Below are 18810 nucleotides of genomic sequence, written 5' to 3' on the forward strand. Positions count from 1 at the left end.
TTATGTATGAAAACATTTTTTAAGTTTCTTTTCTGTTTATTATCAATAAGCTTAATTTCTTGCGATTCAGATGAACCTGAGCGGGAGGAATTCACAGTACAGGATTTCTCTGCAAGTAATTTTCCGCAGGTATGGAAGTTGGTTGGAGTGCGAGCTTCGATGTTTGTTAATGCTGAAGTTGGAAAAGTTGAAGATGGTTCTGAGAGCTATATTTTTAATGAAGACCTTACTTTTCAGAAAAAATCTAAAATCGAGGGAGAAACGATTGTTGCAGAAGGTACTTTTTCAATTGATGATCGTGAGTTTATAATTCTGGAATATTTTGAGGAATCTAGTATAAACACAAAATGTAGTAGTCAATCTAAGAAGGAATTTCTCTATTTTTCTGAAGGTCAATTAATAAATAGTGTCGGTGCAGCTTGTGATGGTGAATACTACTATTATGAAAGAGTAGAATAAATAATAGTGTTATGAAAAAGAAAAAATCCCGTTCAGAAATGAACGGGATTTTTGACACTATCCCGTAAAGTGTGTAAGTTTTAAATAAGGGGGTTTGGCTTTATTACTTAAAGTCGAACCCTTTCTTCATATATAGTTAAGAACTGATTGAGGATAATTCCCCAGTTTCTAACCGGCATAGTCCACTTTTTTGTGGCTTCCCTTAATGCCAAATATACTGATTTCATAACAGCATCATCTGTTGGGAAGGATAATTTATTCTTGGTGTACTTCCTGATCTTACCGTTTAAATTTTCAATCAGGTTGGTGGTGTAAATGATACGCCTGATCTCGAGTGGGAATTCATAGAAAACTGTAAGATCTTCCCAGTTGTCTCTCCAGCTTTTAATAGCATAGGAATACTTGTCATTCCAATTGCGTGCAAAATCCTCTAGGGCAGCTTCTGCGGCCTGTTTGGTCGGAGCATCATAGATGAGCTTCATATCCTTTGTAAAGGCTTTTTTATCTTTCCAGACCACATACCTGCAAGCATTCCTGATCTGGTGGACTACACATATTTGCGTTCTGGATTCCGGGAATACGTTTCTAATGGTATCGGTAAATCCATTCAGGTTATCTGTAGCGGTGATCAGAATATCCTCCACACCACGGGCTTTCATATCAGTAAGTACGCTCATCCAAAAAGCCGCAGATTCATTCTTACCCAGCCATAGGCCAAGAACCTCTTTCTTTCCATCCCTCCTAAGACCTACTGCGATATAAATCGTTTTGTTGACTACCTTGGAGTTCTCTCGTACCTTAAACACAATCCCATCCATCCAGACAATAAGATAAACCGGCTCTAAAGGGCGGTTCTGCCAGGCGACAATATCATTGCTAATCCGGTCAGTTATTCGGGATATGGTGGAAGTAGAAACATCAAAACCATAGACTTCAGAGATCTGTTCTTCGATATCACTATTGCTCATTCCTTTGGCATAAAGAGAGACAATTACATTCTCGATTCCATCAACCATATTCTGCCGCTTTGGAACAATCATGGGATTAAAGGATCCGTCCCTGTCTCTTGGAACCTTTATAGAATCTTCTCCATAGGAACTGCGAACCTTCTTCTGGGAATAGCCGTTGCGGGTATTACCTTCTTTAGATCGCTGGTTTTTCTCGTAATCAAGGTGACCATCAAGCTCACCTTCCAGCATTTTTTCCAGACCACGCTTTTGGAGTTGTTTTAGGAAATTACTGAGTTCTTCTCCGGATTTGAACTGCTTTAAAAAATCATCGTCAAATAAATCTTCTTTTTTCATTACTGTGTAAATATTAGAGGCCTGAAATTACAGGCAAGATTAAAAAAATATCGGGGTTTGCAAACCCCGATATTTTCTACTTACACAGTTTTTGAGATAGTCCCGGATTTTTTCTTATTCCTAAAGGTTGTACTTCAGTTTTCGTATTTCAGCATTCTAACTTCGTACTTCAAACTTCATTTAGTATCTATAGTATTCCGGTTTAAATGGTCCTTCAACTTCAACACCAATATACTTCGCCTGGTCTTCACTAAGCTTCGTTAATTCAACACCAATTTTTTCTAAATGTAGCGCAGCCACTTTTTCATCTAAATGCTTAGGTAGCATATACACTTTGTTTTCGTACTTATCGGTATTATTCCAAAGTTCTATTTGTGCCAATGTTTGGTTGGTGAAAGAGTTACTCATAACAAAACTTGGGTGACCGGTAGCGCAACCAAGGTTTACCAAGCGCCCTTCAGCAAGTAAGATAATATCTTTACCATCTACAGTATACTTATCTACTTGTGGTTTGATTTCATCTTTAGTTTCTCCGTAATTATCATTTAACCAGGCAACATCAATTTCGTTATCAAAATGCCCAATATTACATACAATTGTTTTATCTTTCATTGCCTGGAAGTGCTCTCCACGAACGATGTCTTTATTTCCGGTAGTGGTAATAACGATATCTGCTTTTTCAACTACTGTTTCTAAACGCTTTACTTCAAAACCGTCCATAGCTGCTTGTAATGCACAGATAGGATCAACCTCTGTAACGGTAATAATTGCGCCAGTTCCTTTAAAAGAAGCTGCAGTTCCTTTCCCAACATCACCATAACCACAAACTACAACACGTTTACCAGCAAGCATCACATCGGTAGCACGACGAATCGCATCTACCGCACTCTCGCGACATCCAAATTTATTATCGAATTTAGATTTGGTAACCGAGTCGTTTACGTTAATTGCCGGCATAGGAAGTGTTCCGTTTTTCATACGCTCGTAAAGACGGTGAACTCCGGTAGTCGTTTCTTCAGAAAGTCCTTTAACGTCTTTCGCAAGCTCTGGATATTTATCCAAAACCATATTAGTTAAATCTCCACCATCATCTAAGATCATGTTTAACGGCTTACGATCTTCACCAAAGAAAAGTGTTTGCTCGATACACCAGTCAAATTCCTCTTCCGTCATTCCTTTCCAGGCGTATACAGGAATACCTGCTTCAGCAATAGCAGCTGCAGCTTGATCTTGGGTAGAGAAAATATTACAAGAACTCCAGGTTACTTCAGCACCAAGAGCAATAAGTGTTTCAATAAGTACCGCAGTTTGTATCGTCATATGTAAGCAACCAGCAATGCGAGCACCTTTAAGCGGTTGTTCTTCTTTATATTCTTCACGAAGCGCCATTAATCCCGGCATTTCTGCTTCTGCCAGTTCAATCTCTTTACGTCCCCATGCAGCAAGGGAAATATCTTTTACTTTATACGCCGTATAAGGCACTGTGTTCGTAGACATATTATTATATTTGATTATTCTCTAATATTACAGCGCAAAAGTAACTAATATTTAATAAACCGGCATGCCTCTTTTCAAAACAATAACACCGCGAAAAGGAACTAAAGTCTTCATTTGGAAGGTAGAAGAATCTTTTGAGTGGCTTAGCGACGGCATAAAATTAACTGATCACTGCAATAGTAGAGTTGCAGGGATGAAATCTGAAATCCATCGTCGTGGTTTTATGAGCATTAGGCATTTAATGGCGGAAGCCGGTTATGTAGATCAAGATTTGTGGTATGATGAGTTAGGAAAGCCACATTTGAATGATGAAAAATTCATATCGATAACGCATTCCTTTAATTTTACCGCGATTATTGTGAGCGACCAGCCGGTAGGAATCGATATTGAAAAACAGCGTGATAAAATATTGAAAATCGCTAATAAATTTACTCCGCTAAAAGAATATCATACGCTGGCAAACGAAGAAGCAATTATTCGAAAATTAACCATCGTTTGGGGAAGTAAGGAATCGATTTATAAAGTGCATGCACAGCCGGGATTGGCTTTTTTACAGCATATTTATATTAAAGATTTTGATTTTGAAGATGCCAATACTAGCGGAACTGTTACTTTTGAAGGCGAAAAAACCGAGTATGAACTGGAATTTCTAGAATTTGAAGGATTTACCTGCGTTTATACCTTTCTGTTAAATTAAAATTGATGCCTACACTTTTAGATGCGATATTTAAAGCATCCAAAACCAAAAAAAAACTACTTGCAGTTTTAATAGATCCTGAAAAATTTTCTGCGGAAAAATATGCAGATTTTATCGAAAATCTTCCTGAAGCAGTCACTCATGTTTTTGTTGGTGGAAGTACTGTAACAACTGAAGAAAGTGAGATTTGCGTAAATTTTATAAAAAGTAAAACCAAATTACCGGTAATTTTATTTCCCGGCGATAAAGGTCAAATTACTGAAAAAGCAGACGGGATTTTATTGCTGAGTTTACTTTCCGGCCGTAATCCTGAATATTTAATCGAGCAGCATATAAAAGCAGTGCCAAAATTGTTGAATTCTGGTTTGGAAATTATTCCAACAGGATATTTATTGCTGGATGGTGGTAATCAAAGCGCTGTAGCAAGAGTAAGCAAGACCCAGCCTATCAATCAAAATGAAATAGAGCTAATTAAAAATACTGCGCTTGCCGGCCAGATGATGGGGAAACAACTAATTTATCTTGAAGCGGGTAGTGGAGCTAAAATTCCGGTTTTTGACGAAGTTATTGCTGAGGTAAAGAAAGATTTAAGCATCCCTTTAATCGTAGGTGGCGGTATTCGAAATGCAAGACAATTAGAAAAGGCTTATAAAGCCGGAGCTGATTTAGTGGTTATAGGAACCGCTTTTGAAAATGGAGAATTTGAGTGAGAAAATAGATATGAGATATGAGATTTCAGAATTGAGTAGTGAGAAATTAGATAATAGAATGCAGAAGCTTTCAGCTTTTTTATGAACAAATCAATACTTCCGTAAATAGTCTCAAATCTAAAATCTCACTACTCAGATCTCACTACTAACTAAGCGTAAACTTCAGTTAAAAATTCTTTCATTGTTTTGGTTTTTCGACCAAGAATGTCTTCAAGATCTGTAGTGTCAAAATCAAATTCACCATTGGCTACGCCCTGGCTAAACATGCTAAGCATACCCACAATTTCATTTGGTAAGCCAGCTTCTTTCATTTGAGACTCGAATTCTTCAACTGAAGGAGAAATATAAGCTATTTTTTCACCAAGAATTTCAGTTAGCATCTCGCTAATTTCTTCGTAAGAAACTTTCTCATTTCCATTGAATTCATAAATTTTATTAACGTGATCTTTTGGTGAAATTAGCATTTTAGCTTCAGCTTCAGCAAAATCTTCTCTCGGCACATAGGCAACTTTTCCGTCTTCAGTAGGAAGATAAATAGATTTGGTTTTTAGAAGTTGTTCTTTATCGCCAATAAACATAGGCACCACATCGCTATATAAATTATGACGTAAAATGGTATATTTTAAACCAGAATCAATCAATAGTTTTTCGGTTTGCAAATGGCTGCTTACAACAGGATCGAGTGGCGCATCAGAAGATTCAGTTTTTCTAACGGTGCTCGTGTAGAAAATATGCTGTACATTATTAACTTTTGCTGCAGCAATCACGTTTTTATGTTGCTCTAGGCGTGCTTCTAAATCACTACCTGAAATTAGATAAACCTGCTCGATATCTTTTAAAGCTTCTTCTAATTTTGCCGGGTTGTCATAGTCGGCTACTCTAATTCCAAAACCTTGAGCTTTATATTCTTTTACAATATCTTTTTCAGTATCTCTAACCAATACCGCAAGGTTACTAGGATCGGTGTTTTCGATTAAATTTTTAATTACAAGTTGTCCTAAACTTCCGGTTGCACCGGTAATCAATGTCTTTTTCATTTCAATATTTTTTAATTACCAATAGATATTTAGTTACTTTTGGTAAGTAAAGGTAATTAAAGAGAAGTGAAAAATCAAGAAGTTTCAACTTGGTAGTTAAGTTACTAAGAAGTAACTGTTATTGAAAATCAAACTGTTATGGGAATGAAAATAGAAATAAATTATTCGGAAGCTGAAAATTGTCCGGTTCGTAATATATTAGACCGGTTTGGAGATAAATGGTCTACACTGGTTATTTTGATCTTAGGGGATTATGACAAGCTTCGATTTAACGAATTGCAGAAAATGATTGGTACCGTTTCTCAAAAAATGCTGGCAGTAACTTTAAAGAAGCTGGAAGCAGATGGATTGGTGGCTAGAAAAGTATTTCCACAGGTGCCGCCAAAAGTTGAATATTCGCTTACAGAACTTGGTTTTAGCCTTTTACCGAAGCTAAAAAGTCTGGTGCAATGGGCAAACGAAAACATGAGTGAAATTACCGAAAATCGATCTTCAAATAACCTAAAATAAATAAGCAATTCTCATTAAAATAGGGCTTTTTCGCACTTTATAATGATTATTTTTGAGAATGAATTTTAGATAGAATAAATGAATATTTCAGCAGAAAATTATCAGTCGGTTTTTATTAAAGAATTTTTATTAGATCATTCCCGTGTGAAAAAGGAAGTACTTTCAGGGTTTTTAAAATTATGGTATAAAATTGTAGAATTTCAGGTATTGTTTTTAAGCGCTCTTTTTGCAGTGTCATTGGATTCTATTAAAATTAGTTATTAGCATTATGGAGCAGATCTCGAATTTTTTTCTGGATTATTATGAAGGAGCAACTACGTTTGATATCGTTCTAGAAGCAACTGTCTTCATTTTTGGGATTGCAAGTGTTTATTTTTCTAAAAAGGAAAATATTCTGGTGTATCCTACAGGGCTTGTTGCAACCATTATCACTGTTTATCTTCTGTTTAAAGCCGAATATTATGGAGATATGATGATGAATTTCTATTATTCGGTGATGAGTATTTACGGTTGGATCAATTGGGCCAGAAAAAAAGATGGAACGCCTTTATTGCCAATTTCTAGAACAAATAAAAAAGAAAAAATAATTGGCTTCGGATTATTTGTGCTTACCATGCTGGTAACATTTGGCGTTTATAAAGCCTTTGGTCGAGAGATCGAAACCGCAAATTATATCGACATTTTTACTTCAGGAATATTTTTTACCGCCATGTGGTATATGGCAATAAAAAAGTTAGAAAACTGGACGCTTTGGATTTTTGCAGATTTAATTACGGTTCCTCTTTATGCCTACAGAGGTTTAGGTGTGTTAGCCTTGCAATATATTATTTTTACAGTTATGGCAGTTCAGGGGTATCTTGTTTGGAAGAGAAATATTGGAAGTCACGTTGATTCCTAATAGATATTAATGAAATTAATTGTGCTGAAATTTTTAAATTCTATGTTAAAGCCCGCTGTCTTTAAGTGAAGTTATTTTGCGGAGTTATTTGATTAAAGTGCTGTTAAGAAGCTGTTTAATGATCTTTATTTAATCTTGAAATTATTAAATATGCGTTAATTGACGCCCTAAAATTCTATTTTTTAACGTATATTGACAAGCCTTAGATTTTTATAATGGGTATAAAAATATTAAGGAAGGAGGAGCAAAGTTCTTCAAATTTCAGAGTTCCTTAAAATAATCAAATAAACTAGCTAAGAAATTAAAATGTGGTCAAAAACAATGGCTACAAAATATAATATCAGCAATTAATCAACTAACTAAAACTAACTAAACCGTGAAATTTAACGAATCAGATATCCTGCAAATTCAGGAAAAAGGATTAAATACTGAAGAAGTAAATAGACAAATTGAAATTTTTAAGCGTGGAAATATTAAAGTTGATATTCAAGAAGCGGCAACAATAGGAAATGGAATTTCTGAAATCTCAGACGAGCAGCGGACTGAATACATAAAAGACTTTGAACACAAAAAGGATGAGCTAGATCTTTTAAAATTTGTTCCTGCATCTGGTGCAGCAACGAGAATGTTTAAAGCATTGCATAATTTTGTAGACGAGTTTGATCCTAAAGAAAAAGATTTACGGGATTATTTAGATGAAAAAGGGGATTCTAGCTTACAGTTATTTTTTAACCATATAGAAAAACTGCCTTTTTATAATGAGGCAATTACAGCAGCTAAAAAAGATAACAGCAGTTTCGACGAGCTTAGCAACGACGAGCAAAAGAAAGTGATAGCTGAAAATGTTTTATACGAAAAAGGTCTCGGATTAAGTGATCTTCCAAAAGGTCTGGTTCCATTTCATAAGTATGATAATATTGTTGTAACTGCTTTTGAAGAACATTTATATGAAGCAGCAAAATATGCCGACAGTAAAGGTGTAGTAAAATCGCATTTTACAGTTGGGCAAGGTGATAAAGAAAAATTTGAAGCAGAGTTTGATAAGATTAAAACGAGAGTAGAAGAGAAAACAGGTTTAAAGTTTGAAATTTCTTACTCTTACCAAGATCCAAAAACAGATACGATCGCTGTTGATGATGAAAATGCACCATTTAGAACAGAGGAGGGTAAAATGTTTTTCCGTCCAGGAGGTCATGGTGCGTTAATCGATAATTTAAATCAGCAGAACGCAGATCTAATTTTTGTAAAAAATATCGATAATGTAGTGACATGGTCTAACCTTGGCGATGTAGTTGATTACAAAAAAATGCTTGCAGGTAAGCTGTTAGAATTAAAAGACAAAACTTTCGGTTTAATAAATAAACTTCAGGGAAATCCTTCCGAAGAAGATTTAAAAGAAGCTTCAGAATTTTTGCGTAAGCAATTATTTGTTAAATCTTTAAAAGGATCTGAGTCGGCTTCAGAATTATTAGGGAAGCTAGATAGACCATTACGTATATGCGGTATGGTGAAAAATGAAGGAGAACCTGGTGGTGGTCCATTTTTGGTGAAAGATGAAGAAGGTGAGATTTCGCTTCAGATTATTGAAGGTGCGCAAATTGATGATAATAATCCAGAACAGGTAAAAATCGTTAAAGAATCTACACATTTTAATCCTGTTGATATTGTTTGTAGTGTAAAGCAAGCAGATGGCAGTACTTATGATCTTGAGAAATATGTAGATCCTAATATGAGTTTTATTGCCAACAAAACTAAAGATGGTAAACCTTTAAAAGCCTTAGAACGTCCAGGATTATGGAATGGTGCAATGGCGAAATGGAATACTGTTTTTGTAGAAGTTCCTGTAACGACATTTAATCCAGTAAAGACAGTAGCAGACCTTTTAAAAGAAAGTCACCAGACGGATGAATGATTAACGAAGAAGAATTAATAAAAGAACTCGACTTTAGAGCTGTAAAAAGTAGCGGTCCCGGTGGGCAGCACGTTAATAAAACAGCTTCTAAAGTCGAGTTATATTTTGATATAGAGAAATCTCAATCACTTTCAGAGATTCAAAAAGAGCGATTACTCGCAAACTTTGCAACCAGAATCACAAAAGAAAAGGTTTTTATTCTGCAAAACGGAAATTCCAGAAGTCAACATAAAAATAAGGACGCCGTAATAAGTCAATTCTTATCGATGATTACATCTGGAACAAAAGCACCCAAAGCGCGAAAGAAAACAAAACCCAGTAAAATGGCTAAACTGAAAAGGCTAAGAAAAAAGAAAATTCAGTCAGAAAAGAAACAAAATAGAAAAAATCCATTGAAATAGAATTGTGTAATATTTCTACAATTGTGGACTTGTGAACTGTAGAATTCCACAATTTTAAAACTTATTTAATTTCGCTTTTACTTATTAGTGGCTGTAACATAGTGTTATACATGTTATTTTAGGTGCAAAGCGTTATGGCATAATTTTTCTATATGATAAAATGTTAGGGTTATTGAAGGATTTTAAATAACTGACGCAACAGCTCATACTGTTGTATAATTTAGATTTTCGGATTAAAGAGAGGCTGTGGTGGCCTCTTTTTTTATTACCAAATCGCATTTCCACATTTTATTTATCGCTGAGTATATTATTATGTGCAGATTTTCTACATAATAGAATCATAATATCTCGTAATTTCTACAGAATCTCTCGTTTTGTAGGATTTTAAGTTTAGTATAAAGCGCTGTTATTCATTGGTTTGTGCTTATTTTGAGATTGCGGCATAATCTTTACTACTTTATTTATAAGATCTAAAAAATAGATCGGAAGAAATTATCAAAAAGCTCAAATTATGAAAAAGTCAATATTATCCTCAGTTGCAATTTTGGGATTATTTTTTGTTACACAGTCTATACAAGCACAGGAAGAAGAACCAATGGAACCAGAAACTACAGAAGTAGAAGAAGTAAAATCTGCTTCAGATATTTCAGAATTTAAATCTATTGACGTGCTAGCGTTACCACAACCCATTAAAGATGCTACAATGACAGAATTTAACGCTGTAGCTTCTGATGCCTGGGTTAAAATGCAAAACGATCAGAAAATTTACAAATTAAAAGTTGACGTAGATGGTGAAAGCAAAATGATTTATGCAAACACTAACGGAGAATGGTTAAAAGAAGATGAAGTTATAGACTAGTTATTAAGAGAACAAAAGCCGAATTTCAAAGAGACCAACTTTGCGGCATTGAGCAACAATCGGTTAGCACGTATTAAATAATGATAGCCCTGGAACTACTAACTAACATTAGGGCAATTCAAAAAAATACATTTAAAATTTGGCGATTTTGCTAGCCGATTGTGCCAAAAAATGGGAATTAATTTATAGGCTATATTCGAATTTAGATTTAAAGAGGTCACATTGCGGACCTCTTTTTTTATGCATTCTTTTTAAAAAGTTGAACTTATGTTTACTAAATTTGTCATCTCGATTTAAAATTTGATTATGCCCAAAATTCTCATAGTAGAAGATGACGTTCCTTTCGGTACAATGCTCAAAACATTTTTATCTAAAAGAGATTATGAGACAGAATTGTGTTTTTCAGGTGAAGATGCATTGAAAATTATATCTAAATCAAATTTTAACCTTGTACTTACCGATGTTAGGCTTCCAGACAAGGATGGATTAGCAATTCTTAAAGAAGTAAAAGCCAAAAATCCAGCAACACAAGTTATTGTTATGACTAGTTATGCAGAAATCAGTATGGCGGTTAAAGCAATGAAAGATGGGGCTTTTGATTATGTAAGTAAACCTTTTAGACCAGAGTCGATTTTGCAGACTATAGAGAACGCGCTACAAACAAAGGTTGTTGAGGAGAAAAAGCCAGAGAAGCAAAATACAGAAGTAAAAAAAACAATTCCGCAATCAAATATACAGTACATAAAAGGTGTAAGTGATGCCTCTAGAAAGTTGAATGATTATATCGAGCTGGTCGCTCCCACCAACATGTCTGTATTGATAACCGGGGAAAGTGGAACAGGGAAAGAAAATGTTGCTAAAAGTATCCATTACCAAAGCAAACGTAAAGACGCTCCATTTATCGCAGTAGATTGTGGCGCTATTCCTAAAGAAATTGCTTCAAGTGAATTTTTTGGACATATTAAAGGTTCTTTTACGGGTGCCATTAACGATAAGATTGGACATTTTAAGGCGGCCAATGGTGGGACTTTGTTTCTGGATGAAATAGGGAATTTAAGTTACGAGTTACAGGTGCAATTACTGCGAGCTTTGCAAGAGCGACGTATTAAACCGGTTGGTAGCAATAAAGAGATTGAAGTAGATATTCGCGTAGTCACGGCAACAAATGAAGATCTTGCACAAGCTGTGAAAGATGGTGAATTTAGAGAAGATTTATATCATCGCTTAAACGAATTCTCGGTAAAAGTTCCTTCATTAAAAGATCGTAAAGAAGATTTGATGCTTTTTGCCGATCACTTTTTAGAAGAAGCAAATACTGATTTGGAAAAAGAAGTTTTAGGTTTTACCGATGATGCTGTGGATGCTTTTAAAAACTATTCTTGGCCGGGGAATTTAAGAGAGCTAAAAAATATGGTTAAGCGTGCGGTGCTGTTAACTCAGGATAAATTGATTCCTATGAAGGTCTTACCGCATGAAATTGCTACAGCTGAAAAGGATGAGGAAGACTACGGACTTTTCAAAAATAAGAATGAAGAAAAAATGATTCTTGAAGCTTTAGAGAAAACTGCAGGAAACAAAAGTAAAGCGGCAAGAATGTTATCAATAGATCGAAAAACGCTTTACAACAAATTAAAACAGTATGATATTAAGCTGTAATCTCGGTTTCTAAAGATTGGACTAATATCTCTAACTGATTAATTAGCTGATTTACTTCAGCAACTGTAGTTTCTTGTTTACGCTCCAACTTTTCTAGAATTGTAATTAAATGAAGAACTTTCATTTGCCTGATCATGGGTAGCATTTTATGTGCAATTTGCCCCATAGCTTCCAGATTTTGTTCTTTATTATGGTACTTCAGTTTTTCAATACTTTCTTCTGAACTTTCTATAAATGCTTTGATGATAACTAACATCGCTTCTTTATCTTCTCCTGAAAACATATAGATATCCTCTAAATTATATAATTCAGTTTCGTTAGAAATTGAATCGTATTTGCTTTCAGCTGAAACATGTCCGTTGTTCAGATTGAGATCAAATATTTCGCTGATCTTCATTAAAAGATCGTTTGCTTTAAAAGGTTTAGTCAGTTTTGCGGTAAAACCGGTAAGTTTATATACTTCATCTTTCATATCGGTGCGACCGGATAAAGCGATAATCGGGATTTTTTTCAGTCTCTCATCTTTTTTAATGTTGTTTATCAACTGAAATCCGTCCATGATAGGCATTTGGATATCGGTGAGAATTAGATCGTATTGATTTTTGTTTAAAAGCGCCAAGGCTTTTTTTCCGTTCTCTGCGGTATCAAACTTCAATTGATGACTTTTTAGAAATTCTAAAGTTAGTGCTAGTTGTGCCGGCTCATCGTCCACTACCAAAACCTTTTTATTTCCGAAGTCAATATTCTGTGTTTTGGGAGTAGGCTCTATTTGTTTATTCTTGGCATCCTTCTTCCTCAATTCTTTTACAGGAATGCTTACTGTAAATTCGCTTCCTTTGCCTTGGTCGCTCTGTAGCTCAATTTTTCCTTTTAGGAGCGACGTAAGGCTTTTTGTGATGGTAAGGCCAAGACCGCTGCCGCCATATTTTTTTTCGATTCCGCTATTTTCCTGGCTAAATTCTTCAAATATTACTTCTTGTTTCGCTTTGGAAATTCCAATTCCCGTATCCTTTACTTTTATAATTAACCAGGAAGAGTTTTTAGCTTTTTTCTGAATAGCTCCTGTTACTAGAATTTCACCTTTTTCAGTAAATTTAATGGCATTGGTTACAAGGTTGGCAATAATTTGTTTGATCCTGAAAGGATCGCTGGAAAATTGCGCATCTGCCTCTTCAGAAACTTCAATTTTTATTTCAAGATCATTATTTTGCTTTGCAGGAATATTGTTTTGTACCGTGTCGGTAATTAAATTTCTAGGATTAAATGGTAAATTTTCAACCAGCATTTTGCCGGCTTCCAGTTTCGATAAATCCAGTAAATCATTTACCAGATGAAGAATAAATTCAGATGATTTATTGATCTGTCTCAAATAATGTTGTTGCTTACTGGCAAGTTGGGTTTTGTCCAACAAATCAGAATAGCCAATTACAGTATTTAAAGGCGAACGAAGATCGTGGGTAATGGCTGCCATTAATTGCTCTCTCCTTTTTAGCAATGTTTCTGCAAAGTTTTTCGCTTCTTCTAATTCTATTCGATATTGCTGGCTGCGGCGTACATCTCGTATAATTAGCATCAAGAATAATAGGATTACGATCACGCAAACACTACCCGAAATCATTATAATGCTTACAGTGTCTTCTAAAGTTTGCTGTGCTTTTTCTGTTCGTTCTATAGACGCTTCACGTTCATCCTGTTCTATATTAGCAAGAATTTTTCTTAATTGCTGATTAAGAACCATGTCGTTATCCAACAGATCGTTTTCTTTTTCAAATACCGAGTTTCTAAATCGAATATTAGCTTTTTGAAAGTCGTTTAATACTTTTTTTACTGCGCTAACCAACGAATCTGCTGTCTGATTGGTAAGCGACTTAGCGTTATCTTCTTTGGCATATTCCAGCCATTTTACTAATACCTTTTTTTGATAAGGCTCCAGGTCATTAAAACGATCCTCGTAGCCTTGATTGGCTTCAAAATTTTCGTTTACGCGGTTAAGTTCTTCCATTACTTGCTTATAGTAATTGGTGTTTCTTTCCTGCTCGCGTAATTTTAGTAGTGCTCCCAGATTCTCTGTTTTTAAATCCAGAAGTTTATAAATGCTGTCTAACTCGGTATGCAGATTGTTTTCGTCGTATTCTTGATCTAATTCAATCAAGTTTAATTTAATTGAATCTAATTGTTCCTGGTAGAGTTTTATATCTTCTTTAGTGCCAGTTTGAATTAGACGTCGACTAACATTTTCAGTTTCATAAAGATCGCTTGTGATTTCGCTTACCAAAAATAATTGCGCATTATTATTACTGTTGCTTTGCGCCATGTTGCTAAACATGACAACGCGATTGTAAATAAACCAGACTGCTACAACCACTAAAATTGCGATAAGAACGTAGCCCGTAACTACTTTTAAGGTTATAGATCTTTTGGTGTTTTGCATATCTTTTTCAAACACTTCAAAAATACAGGATTTAAATCAATTGCAATGATAGCAGTAAATCAAAAAAAGCGTTTTACATTTGCAGCGATCTCATAAGGGGTGCCTAACGGGCTGAGATTATACCCAATGAACCTGGGCGGGTAATGCTGCCAAGGGATAAAGTGCTAAAAAAGCACTAGTACTCCTGGATATGCTCTAAAATTTATTTGAGAAATTCAGGATTTTATTTTTTCAACCAAATTTTTAAATGGAATAATGGCCCCTTTTATTCGTAAATCATTGTTACGAATGAAAAATATATTATTCAGTAGTTTAATTATGCTTTTTAGTATGTCTGCTCTTGCGCAGCAATATGAACTAAAAGGTACAGTAAGTCGAAAAGGAGAAGCCTTAAGCGGAGTAACAGTTTATGTTTCTGAAGAAAAAGAAGGTACGCAAACCAATGATATAGGAGAATATAAACTTGTTTTGCCAGAAGGCGATTATACTATCGATTTTGTTTTTGGAAATAGAAAATCCTATGAAGTAAACCTTACTGAAGATCAAACATTAGATGTAGATTTTGGCGATGCCGAAGAGGTTTTGGCAGAAGTTTTTCTGAAATCAATTCGTGTAGATGCAGATTCTCCAATCACTTTTAGTAATCTTTCCAATGAAGAAATAGAAAGTAGAAATTTAGGGCAGGATATTCCCGTTTTAATGAATTATCTACCATCTGTAGTAACTACTACCGATGCCGGTAATGGTGTTGGGTATACCGGGATTCGAGTTCGTGGTAGTGATGCTACGCGTACAAATGTGACCATAAACGGAGTGCCGTATAACGATGCTGAAAGTCAGGGTACTTTTTGGGTAAATCTGGGAGATTTTGCTTCTTCTACAGAGAATATTCAGTTGCAACGTGGAATAGGAACTTCTACAAATGGAGCTGGAGCTTTTGGTGCGAGCATTAATATTTTAACCGATAGGTATAGTGAAGAAGCATCTGCAGAGGTTGCCAATAGTTATGGATCTTTCAATACCCATAAACATACGGCTAAATTTAATACAGGTCTTTTTAATGAGCACTGGGATTTCTCAGGAAGGGCTTCATTAATTAAAAGTGACGGGTATATTGATCGAGCAGATTCTGAATTAAAATCTTACTTTTTGCAAGGCGCTTATGTAGCAGATAATACGTTAATTAAAGCTTTGGTTTTTGGAGGGAAAGAAAAAACCTATCAAGCTTGGTACGGAATTGATGCTGAAACTTTAGAAAATGATCGTACCTATAATCCAGCAGGACAATACACCGATGAAGATGGGAATAATCAATTCTATGATAATCAAACCGATAATTATCAACAAGATCATTATCAGTTACTATGGAATCAGACCTTCAATAATAATTGGTCGTCTAACTTAGCATTGCATTATACCTACGGAAGAGGATATTATGAAGAATACGAGGAAGACGCCGATTTAAATTCCTATGGATTATCTAATTTTAGCGCTGATGGAGAAGAAGTAACTACATCAGATCTTGTAAATACCAGCTGGTTGGATAACCATTTTTATGGAACCACTTTTAGTTTGAATTATAAGAATAGTAAAATAGACGCTATTTTAGGGGGAGGCTGGAATCGTTATGACGGAGATCATTTTGGTGAAGTAATTTATACACGTTTTGCTCAGAATAATGATCCATTTGAGCCTTTCTATCTGAACAATGCTATCAAAACTGATTTCAATGTTTACACTAAAGCAACAATATCTTTGACAGAATCTTTAGCAGTTTATGGAGATTTACAATTACGAACTATAAATTATGAAGCAGAGGGGCCAACAGAAAAACTTGATCAGTTTATTGTAGATGATCACTTTTCTTTCTTCAATCCAAAATTTGGATTTACTTACCAGTTCAATAAAGCACATCAATTATATGGATCTTTTGCGAGAGCACATCGTGAACCCGTTAGAGTAGATTACGAAAATGCCATACTTAACGATAGATCGCAGCCAAAAGAGGAAGCCTTAAACGATTTTGAGTTTGGGTGGCGCTTTAATACTGCTGCAACCCAAATAAACGCTAATCTTTATTTTATGGATTATCAGGATCAATTAGTGCTTACCGGTCAAATCGATGACGAAGGTGCTGCAATTAGGGAGAATAGTGGTGAGAGTTATCGATTGGGTTTAGAGATCGACGCAACTTTTAGAATAACAGATTTTTTAACAATAAGACCAAATATTGCTTTAAGTAGAAATAAAAATATAGATTTTGTAAGTACGATAGATGGAGAGCAGGTAAACTTAGGCGATACCGATATTTCATTTTCTCCTTCTATTGTAGGCGGGAATATGATACAGGTGAATCCTTTTAAGAATTTCCAGGTAAACTGGTTAACAAAGTATGTGGGCAAGCAGTATATGAGTAATATCGAAGCAGAAAGTTCAGAGTTGGATGATTATCTTGTAAACGATTTAAATATTCAGTACACCTGGAATAATGCACCATTTTTTAAGGAAATTCTGTTTACTGGTTTAGTAAATAATATTTTTGATGAGCAATATGTTTCGAACGGCTATTATGATGGAGGCTATGTTGGTTATTATCCCCAAGCAGGAATAAATTTTTTAACCGGTATCACGCTTAAATTTTAAAGAATAATAGATTTGTTTCATTTTTTATTATAAGTAATTTATCAATTTCTATAGAAAAGCAACTGCTGCTTTCAGTAGCTTTTAAAGAATCTCAATTAGAGATTGTAATTGTATTGCCTCGTTTCTCTACGCGATAAGGCTTCATGGCATATTCACCGTTGCCTTTTACTTGCTCACCGCTTATAATGTTATATACATTGCCTTCGCAACTACAAGTTGCTTCAATTCCGTTCATTTCCATTGCAGAACAATCATTGGGTGCGTGGTTTGGATCACTTAATTCGTAGGCTAGAAAAAGATCGTTGTTTATATTATAAATAACCACACCTTTAATCCCGATGCCTTCGTTGTAAATAGCGATTTGATTTCCCGGAAAATTTAGTTGATTGTACTGCGGTAAGTCTAGATTTATGTTGAAGCCAAAATTGATGTTGACTAAATTTGGATTATTATTAAGGTTGTCGTCGCTAGAAGAACAGCCTGTTAATAAAACCAATAGCAAATTAAAAAATAAAAAACCCTTCATTCAATTTCTTTTTTATCGCAAATGTAAATTTGTTATATTTGTTAGAATCAATCCCATTATAGGTGGGATTTTTTTATTATAAAATATTAATCTAATGAAAATGCAGCTTAGAATATTCAAGTTCGCAGTCAGACCGCGATACTTGGCAATTTACAATTAGTGATAATCTTTTTATACACTATACCTGGTTAAGGTCATTAGATTTAAAACAATCATTAAAAACATATTATTTTTTGGAAACAGGCCTCTTTACCAAGGCCCTTTACCAATTATAAAAACGACGAAGTTATGAGTAAAGTATCTTATTACACTGCGGAAGGACTAAAAAAGTTGAGAGAAGAATTAAATCATCTTAAAGATGTAGAACGTCCAAGAGCTTCTGAAGCTATTGCTGAAGCTAGAGATAAAGGAGATTTGAGTGAGAATGCAGAATATGATGCGGCAAAAGAAGCGCAGGGGCTTTTAGAAATGAAGATTTCAAAACTGGAAGAAGTTGTTGCAAATGCACGAGTAATAGACGAATCTCAATTAGATACCTCTAAGGTTTTGATTCACTCCCACGTGAGAATTAAAAATCAAAACAACGGAGCAGAAGTAAAATATAAGTTGGTTGCACAAAGCGAAGCCGATTTAAAATCCGGCAAAATTTCTGTAGATTCTCCTATCGGAAAAGGCCTTTTGGGTAAAAAAGTAGGTGAAGTCGCCGATATTGCCGTGCCGAACGGTGTAATGAAGTTTGAAGTACTTGAAATCTGGAGAGAATAATAAAATATATTTAAGAGTTCAAAAAATCCTTTTCTAAGTCTTTTAACTAAGATTGAAGAAAAGGATTTTTATTTTTAAACTACCTAATTAAAAACCAAATCGATATGTCTACGTTATTTACAAAAATAGTTCATGGTGAAATTCCTGCTTACAAAGTAGCCGAGGATAGTCAGTTTCTAGCTTTTCTTGATGTTCGGCCGAATGCTAAAGGTCATACCCTTTGTATTCCTAAAAAAGAAGTCGATTATATTTTCGATATGGATGAACAAATGTATATGGAGCTTATGCGTTTTTCAAGAAAAGTCGCGTTGGCTTTAGAAAAAACGGTAGAATGCAAAAGGGTAGGTGTCGCCGTTGTTGGATTGGAGGTTCCTCATGTGCATGTACATTTAATTCCGTTAAATAACATGGGGGATATGAATTTTGCAAACCATCACGAAATGAGTGAAGAAGAGCTTCAGAAACTCGCAGCATCAATTCATGTAAATCTATAAGAGCTTTTATC

18 protein-coding genes are annotated in these 18810 nt (G+C 34.9%); 13 read left to right on the forward strand and 5 right to left on the reverse strand.

Going from position 1 to position 18810, the window contains the following annotated elements; all coding sequences use genetic code 11:
* The first annotated feature begins 6 nt into the window (after positions 1 to 6).
* Positions 7 to 459: a hypothetical protein gene (locus PBT89_RS01600; protein WP_270063094.1), complete on the forward strand. Its 453-nt coding sequence runs from the start codon at positions 7 to 9 to the stop codon at positions 457 to 459.
* Between the two features lie 107 nt (positions 460 to 566).
* Here PBT89_RS01600 and PBT89_RS01605 read toward each other — a convergent pair whose 3' ends face one another.
* Both PBT89_RS01605 and ahcY read right to left on the reverse strand, forming a co-directional pair.
* Entirely contained in the window at positions 567 to 1763 is a 1197-nt protein-coding gene (locus PBT89_RS01605; RefSeq protein WP_270061650.1) for an IS256 family transposase, read from the reverse strand.
* Positions 1764 to 1943: 180 nt separating this feature from the next.
* Positions 1944 to 3260, reverse strand: a complete 1317-nt coding sequence (ahcY, locus tag PBT89_RS01610) for an adenosylhomocysteinase (protein WP_270059461.1) — start codon at positions 3258 to 3260, stop codon at positions 1944 to 1946.
* A gap of 64 nt (positions 3261 to 3324) precedes the next feature.
* Between ahcY and PBT89_RS01615 the strand changes: the two genes are divergently transcribed.
* Positions 3325 to 3957 (forward strand): 4'-phosphopantetheinyl transferase family protein, encoded by a 633-nt coding sequence (locus PBT89_RS01615; protein WP_270063095.1) that lies wholly within the window; start codon positions 3325 to 3327, stop codon positions 3955 to 3957.
* A 5-nt stretch (positions 3958 to 3962) separates the two neighbouring features.
* Positions 3963 to 4667: a geranylgeranylglyceryl/heptaprenylglyceryl phosphate synthase gene (locus tag PBT89_RS01620; protein ID WP_270063096.1), complete on the forward strand. Its 705-nt coding sequence runs from the start codon at positions 3963 to 3965 to the stop codon at positions 4665 to 4667.
* 149 nt (positions 4668 to 4816) lie between these two features.
* Here PBT89_RS01620 and PBT89_RS01625 read toward each other — a convergent pair whose 3' ends face one another.
* Positions 4817 to 5704 carry an SDR family oxidoreductase gene (locus PBT89_RS01625; protein WP_270063097.1) on the reverse strand — a complete coding sequence of 296 codons (888 nt, stop codon included), beginning with the start codon at positions 5702 to 5704 and terminating at the stop codon, positions 4817 to 4819.
* A 144-nt stretch (positions 5705 to 5848) separates the two neighbouring features.
* On the opposite strand from PBT89_RS01625, the gene PBT89_RS01630 reads away from it, so the two are divergent.
* From PBT89_RS01630 to PBT89_RS01660, 7 genes are all read left to right on the forward strand, one after another.
* Positions 5849 to 6214 (forward strand): winged helix-turn-helix transcriptional regulator, encoded by a 366-nt coding sequence (locus PBT89_RS01630; RefSeq protein WP_270063098.1) that lies wholly within the window; start codon positions 5849 to 5851, stop codon positions 6212 to 6214.
* A gap of 78 nt (positions 6215 to 6292) precedes the next feature.
* On the forward strand, positions 6293 to 6478 hold the full coding sequence (locus PBT89_RS01635) for a hypothetical protein (RefSeq protein ID WP_270063099.1): 186 nt from the start codon (positions 6293 to 6295) through the stop codon (positions 6476 to 6478).
* A 4-nt stretch (positions 6479 to 6482) separates the two neighbouring features.
* Positions 6483 to 7112, forward strand: a complete 630-nt coding sequence (gene pnuC, locus PBT89_RS01640) for a nicotinamide riboside transporter PnuC (RefSeq protein ID WP_270063100.1) — start codon at positions 6483 to 6485, stop codon at positions 7110 to 7112.
* 376 nt (positions 7113 to 7488) lie between these two features.
* Positions 7489 to 9024 (forward strand): DUF4301 family protein, encoded by a 1536-nt coding sequence (locus tag PBT89_RS01645; RefSeq protein WP_270063101.1) that lies wholly within the window; start codon positions 7489 to 7491, stop codon positions 9022 to 9024.
* Positions 9021 to 9425: an alternative ribosome rescue aminoacyl-tRNA hydrolase ArfB gene (gene arfB, locus PBT89_RS01650; protein ID WP_270063102.1), complete on the forward strand. Its 405-nt coding sequence runs from the start codon at positions 9021 to 9023 to the stop codon at positions 9423 to 9425. The genes PBT89_RS01645 and arfB overlap by 4 nt, the downstream gene beginning before the upstream one ends.
* 511 nt (positions 9426 to 9936) lie before the next feature.
* The gene (locus PBT89_RS01655) at positions 9937 to 10284 is read left to right on the forward strand and encodes a hypothetical protein (RefSeq protein ID WP_270063103.1); all 348 of its coding nucleotides are present in this window, start codon (positions 9937 to 9939) and stop codon (positions 10282 to 10284) included.
* A gap of 306 nt (positions 10285 to 10590) precedes the next feature.
* Positions 10591 to 11940, forward strand: a complete 1350-nt coding sequence (locus tag PBT89_RS01660; RefSeq protein ID WP_270063104.1) for a sigma-54-dependent transcriptional regulator — start codon at positions 10591 to 10593, stop codon at positions 11938 to 11940.
* Here PBT89_RS01660 and PBT89_RS01665 read toward each other — a convergent pair.
* A complete protein-coding gene (locus tag PBT89_RS01665) occupies positions 11930 to 14371 on the reverse strand; it encodes a hybrid sensor histidine kinase/response regulator (RefSeq protein ID WP_270063105.1) in 2442 nt (813 codons plus the stop codon). The genes PBT89_RS01660 and PBT89_RS01665 overlap by 11 nt on opposite strands.
* 288 nt (positions 14372 to 14659) lie before the next feature.
* Between PBT89_RS01665 and PBT89_RS01670 the strand changes: the two genes are divergently transcribed.
* Positions 14660 to 17014 (forward strand): TonB-dependent receptor, encoded by a 2355-nt coding sequence (locus PBT89_RS01670; protein WP_270063106.1) that lies wholly within the window; start codon positions 14660 to 14662, stop codon positions 17012 to 17014.
* Positions 17015 to 17105: 91 nt separating this feature from the next.
* On the opposite strand, the gene PBT89_RS01675 is transcribed toward PBT89_RS01670, so the two are convergent.
* On the reverse strand, positions 17106 to 17540 hold the full coding sequence (locus tag PBT89_RS01675; protein WP_270063107.1) for a Rieske (2Fe-2S) protein: 435 nt from the start codon (positions 17538 to 17540) through the stop codon (positions 17106 to 17108).
* A gap of 288 nt (positions 17541 to 17828) precedes the next feature.
* On the opposite strand from PBT89_RS01675, the gene greA reads away from it, so the two are divergent.
* Both greA and PBT89_RS01685 read left to right on the forward strand, forming a co-directional pair.
* Positions 17829 to 18305 carry a transcription elongation factor GreA gene (gene greA / locus PBT89_RS01680; RefSeq protein WP_270059448.1) on the forward strand — a complete coding sequence of 159 codons (477 nt, stop codon included), beginning with the start codon at positions 17829 to 17831 and terminating at the stop codon, positions 18303 to 18305.
* Positions 18306 to 18409: 104 nt separating this feature from the next.
* On the forward strand, positions 18410 to 18799 hold the full coding sequence (locus PBT89_RS01685) for an HIT family protein (protein ID WP_270063108.1): 390 nt from the start codon (positions 18410 to 18412) through the stop codon (positions 18797 to 18799).
* The last annotated feature ends 11 nt before the right edge of the window (positions 18800 to 18810 follow it).

The organism is Zunongwangia sp. HRR-M8 (assembly GCF_027594405.1).
Classification (GTDB): Bacteria; Bacteroidota; Bacteroidia; order Flavobacteriales; family Flavobacteriaceae; genus Zunongwangia.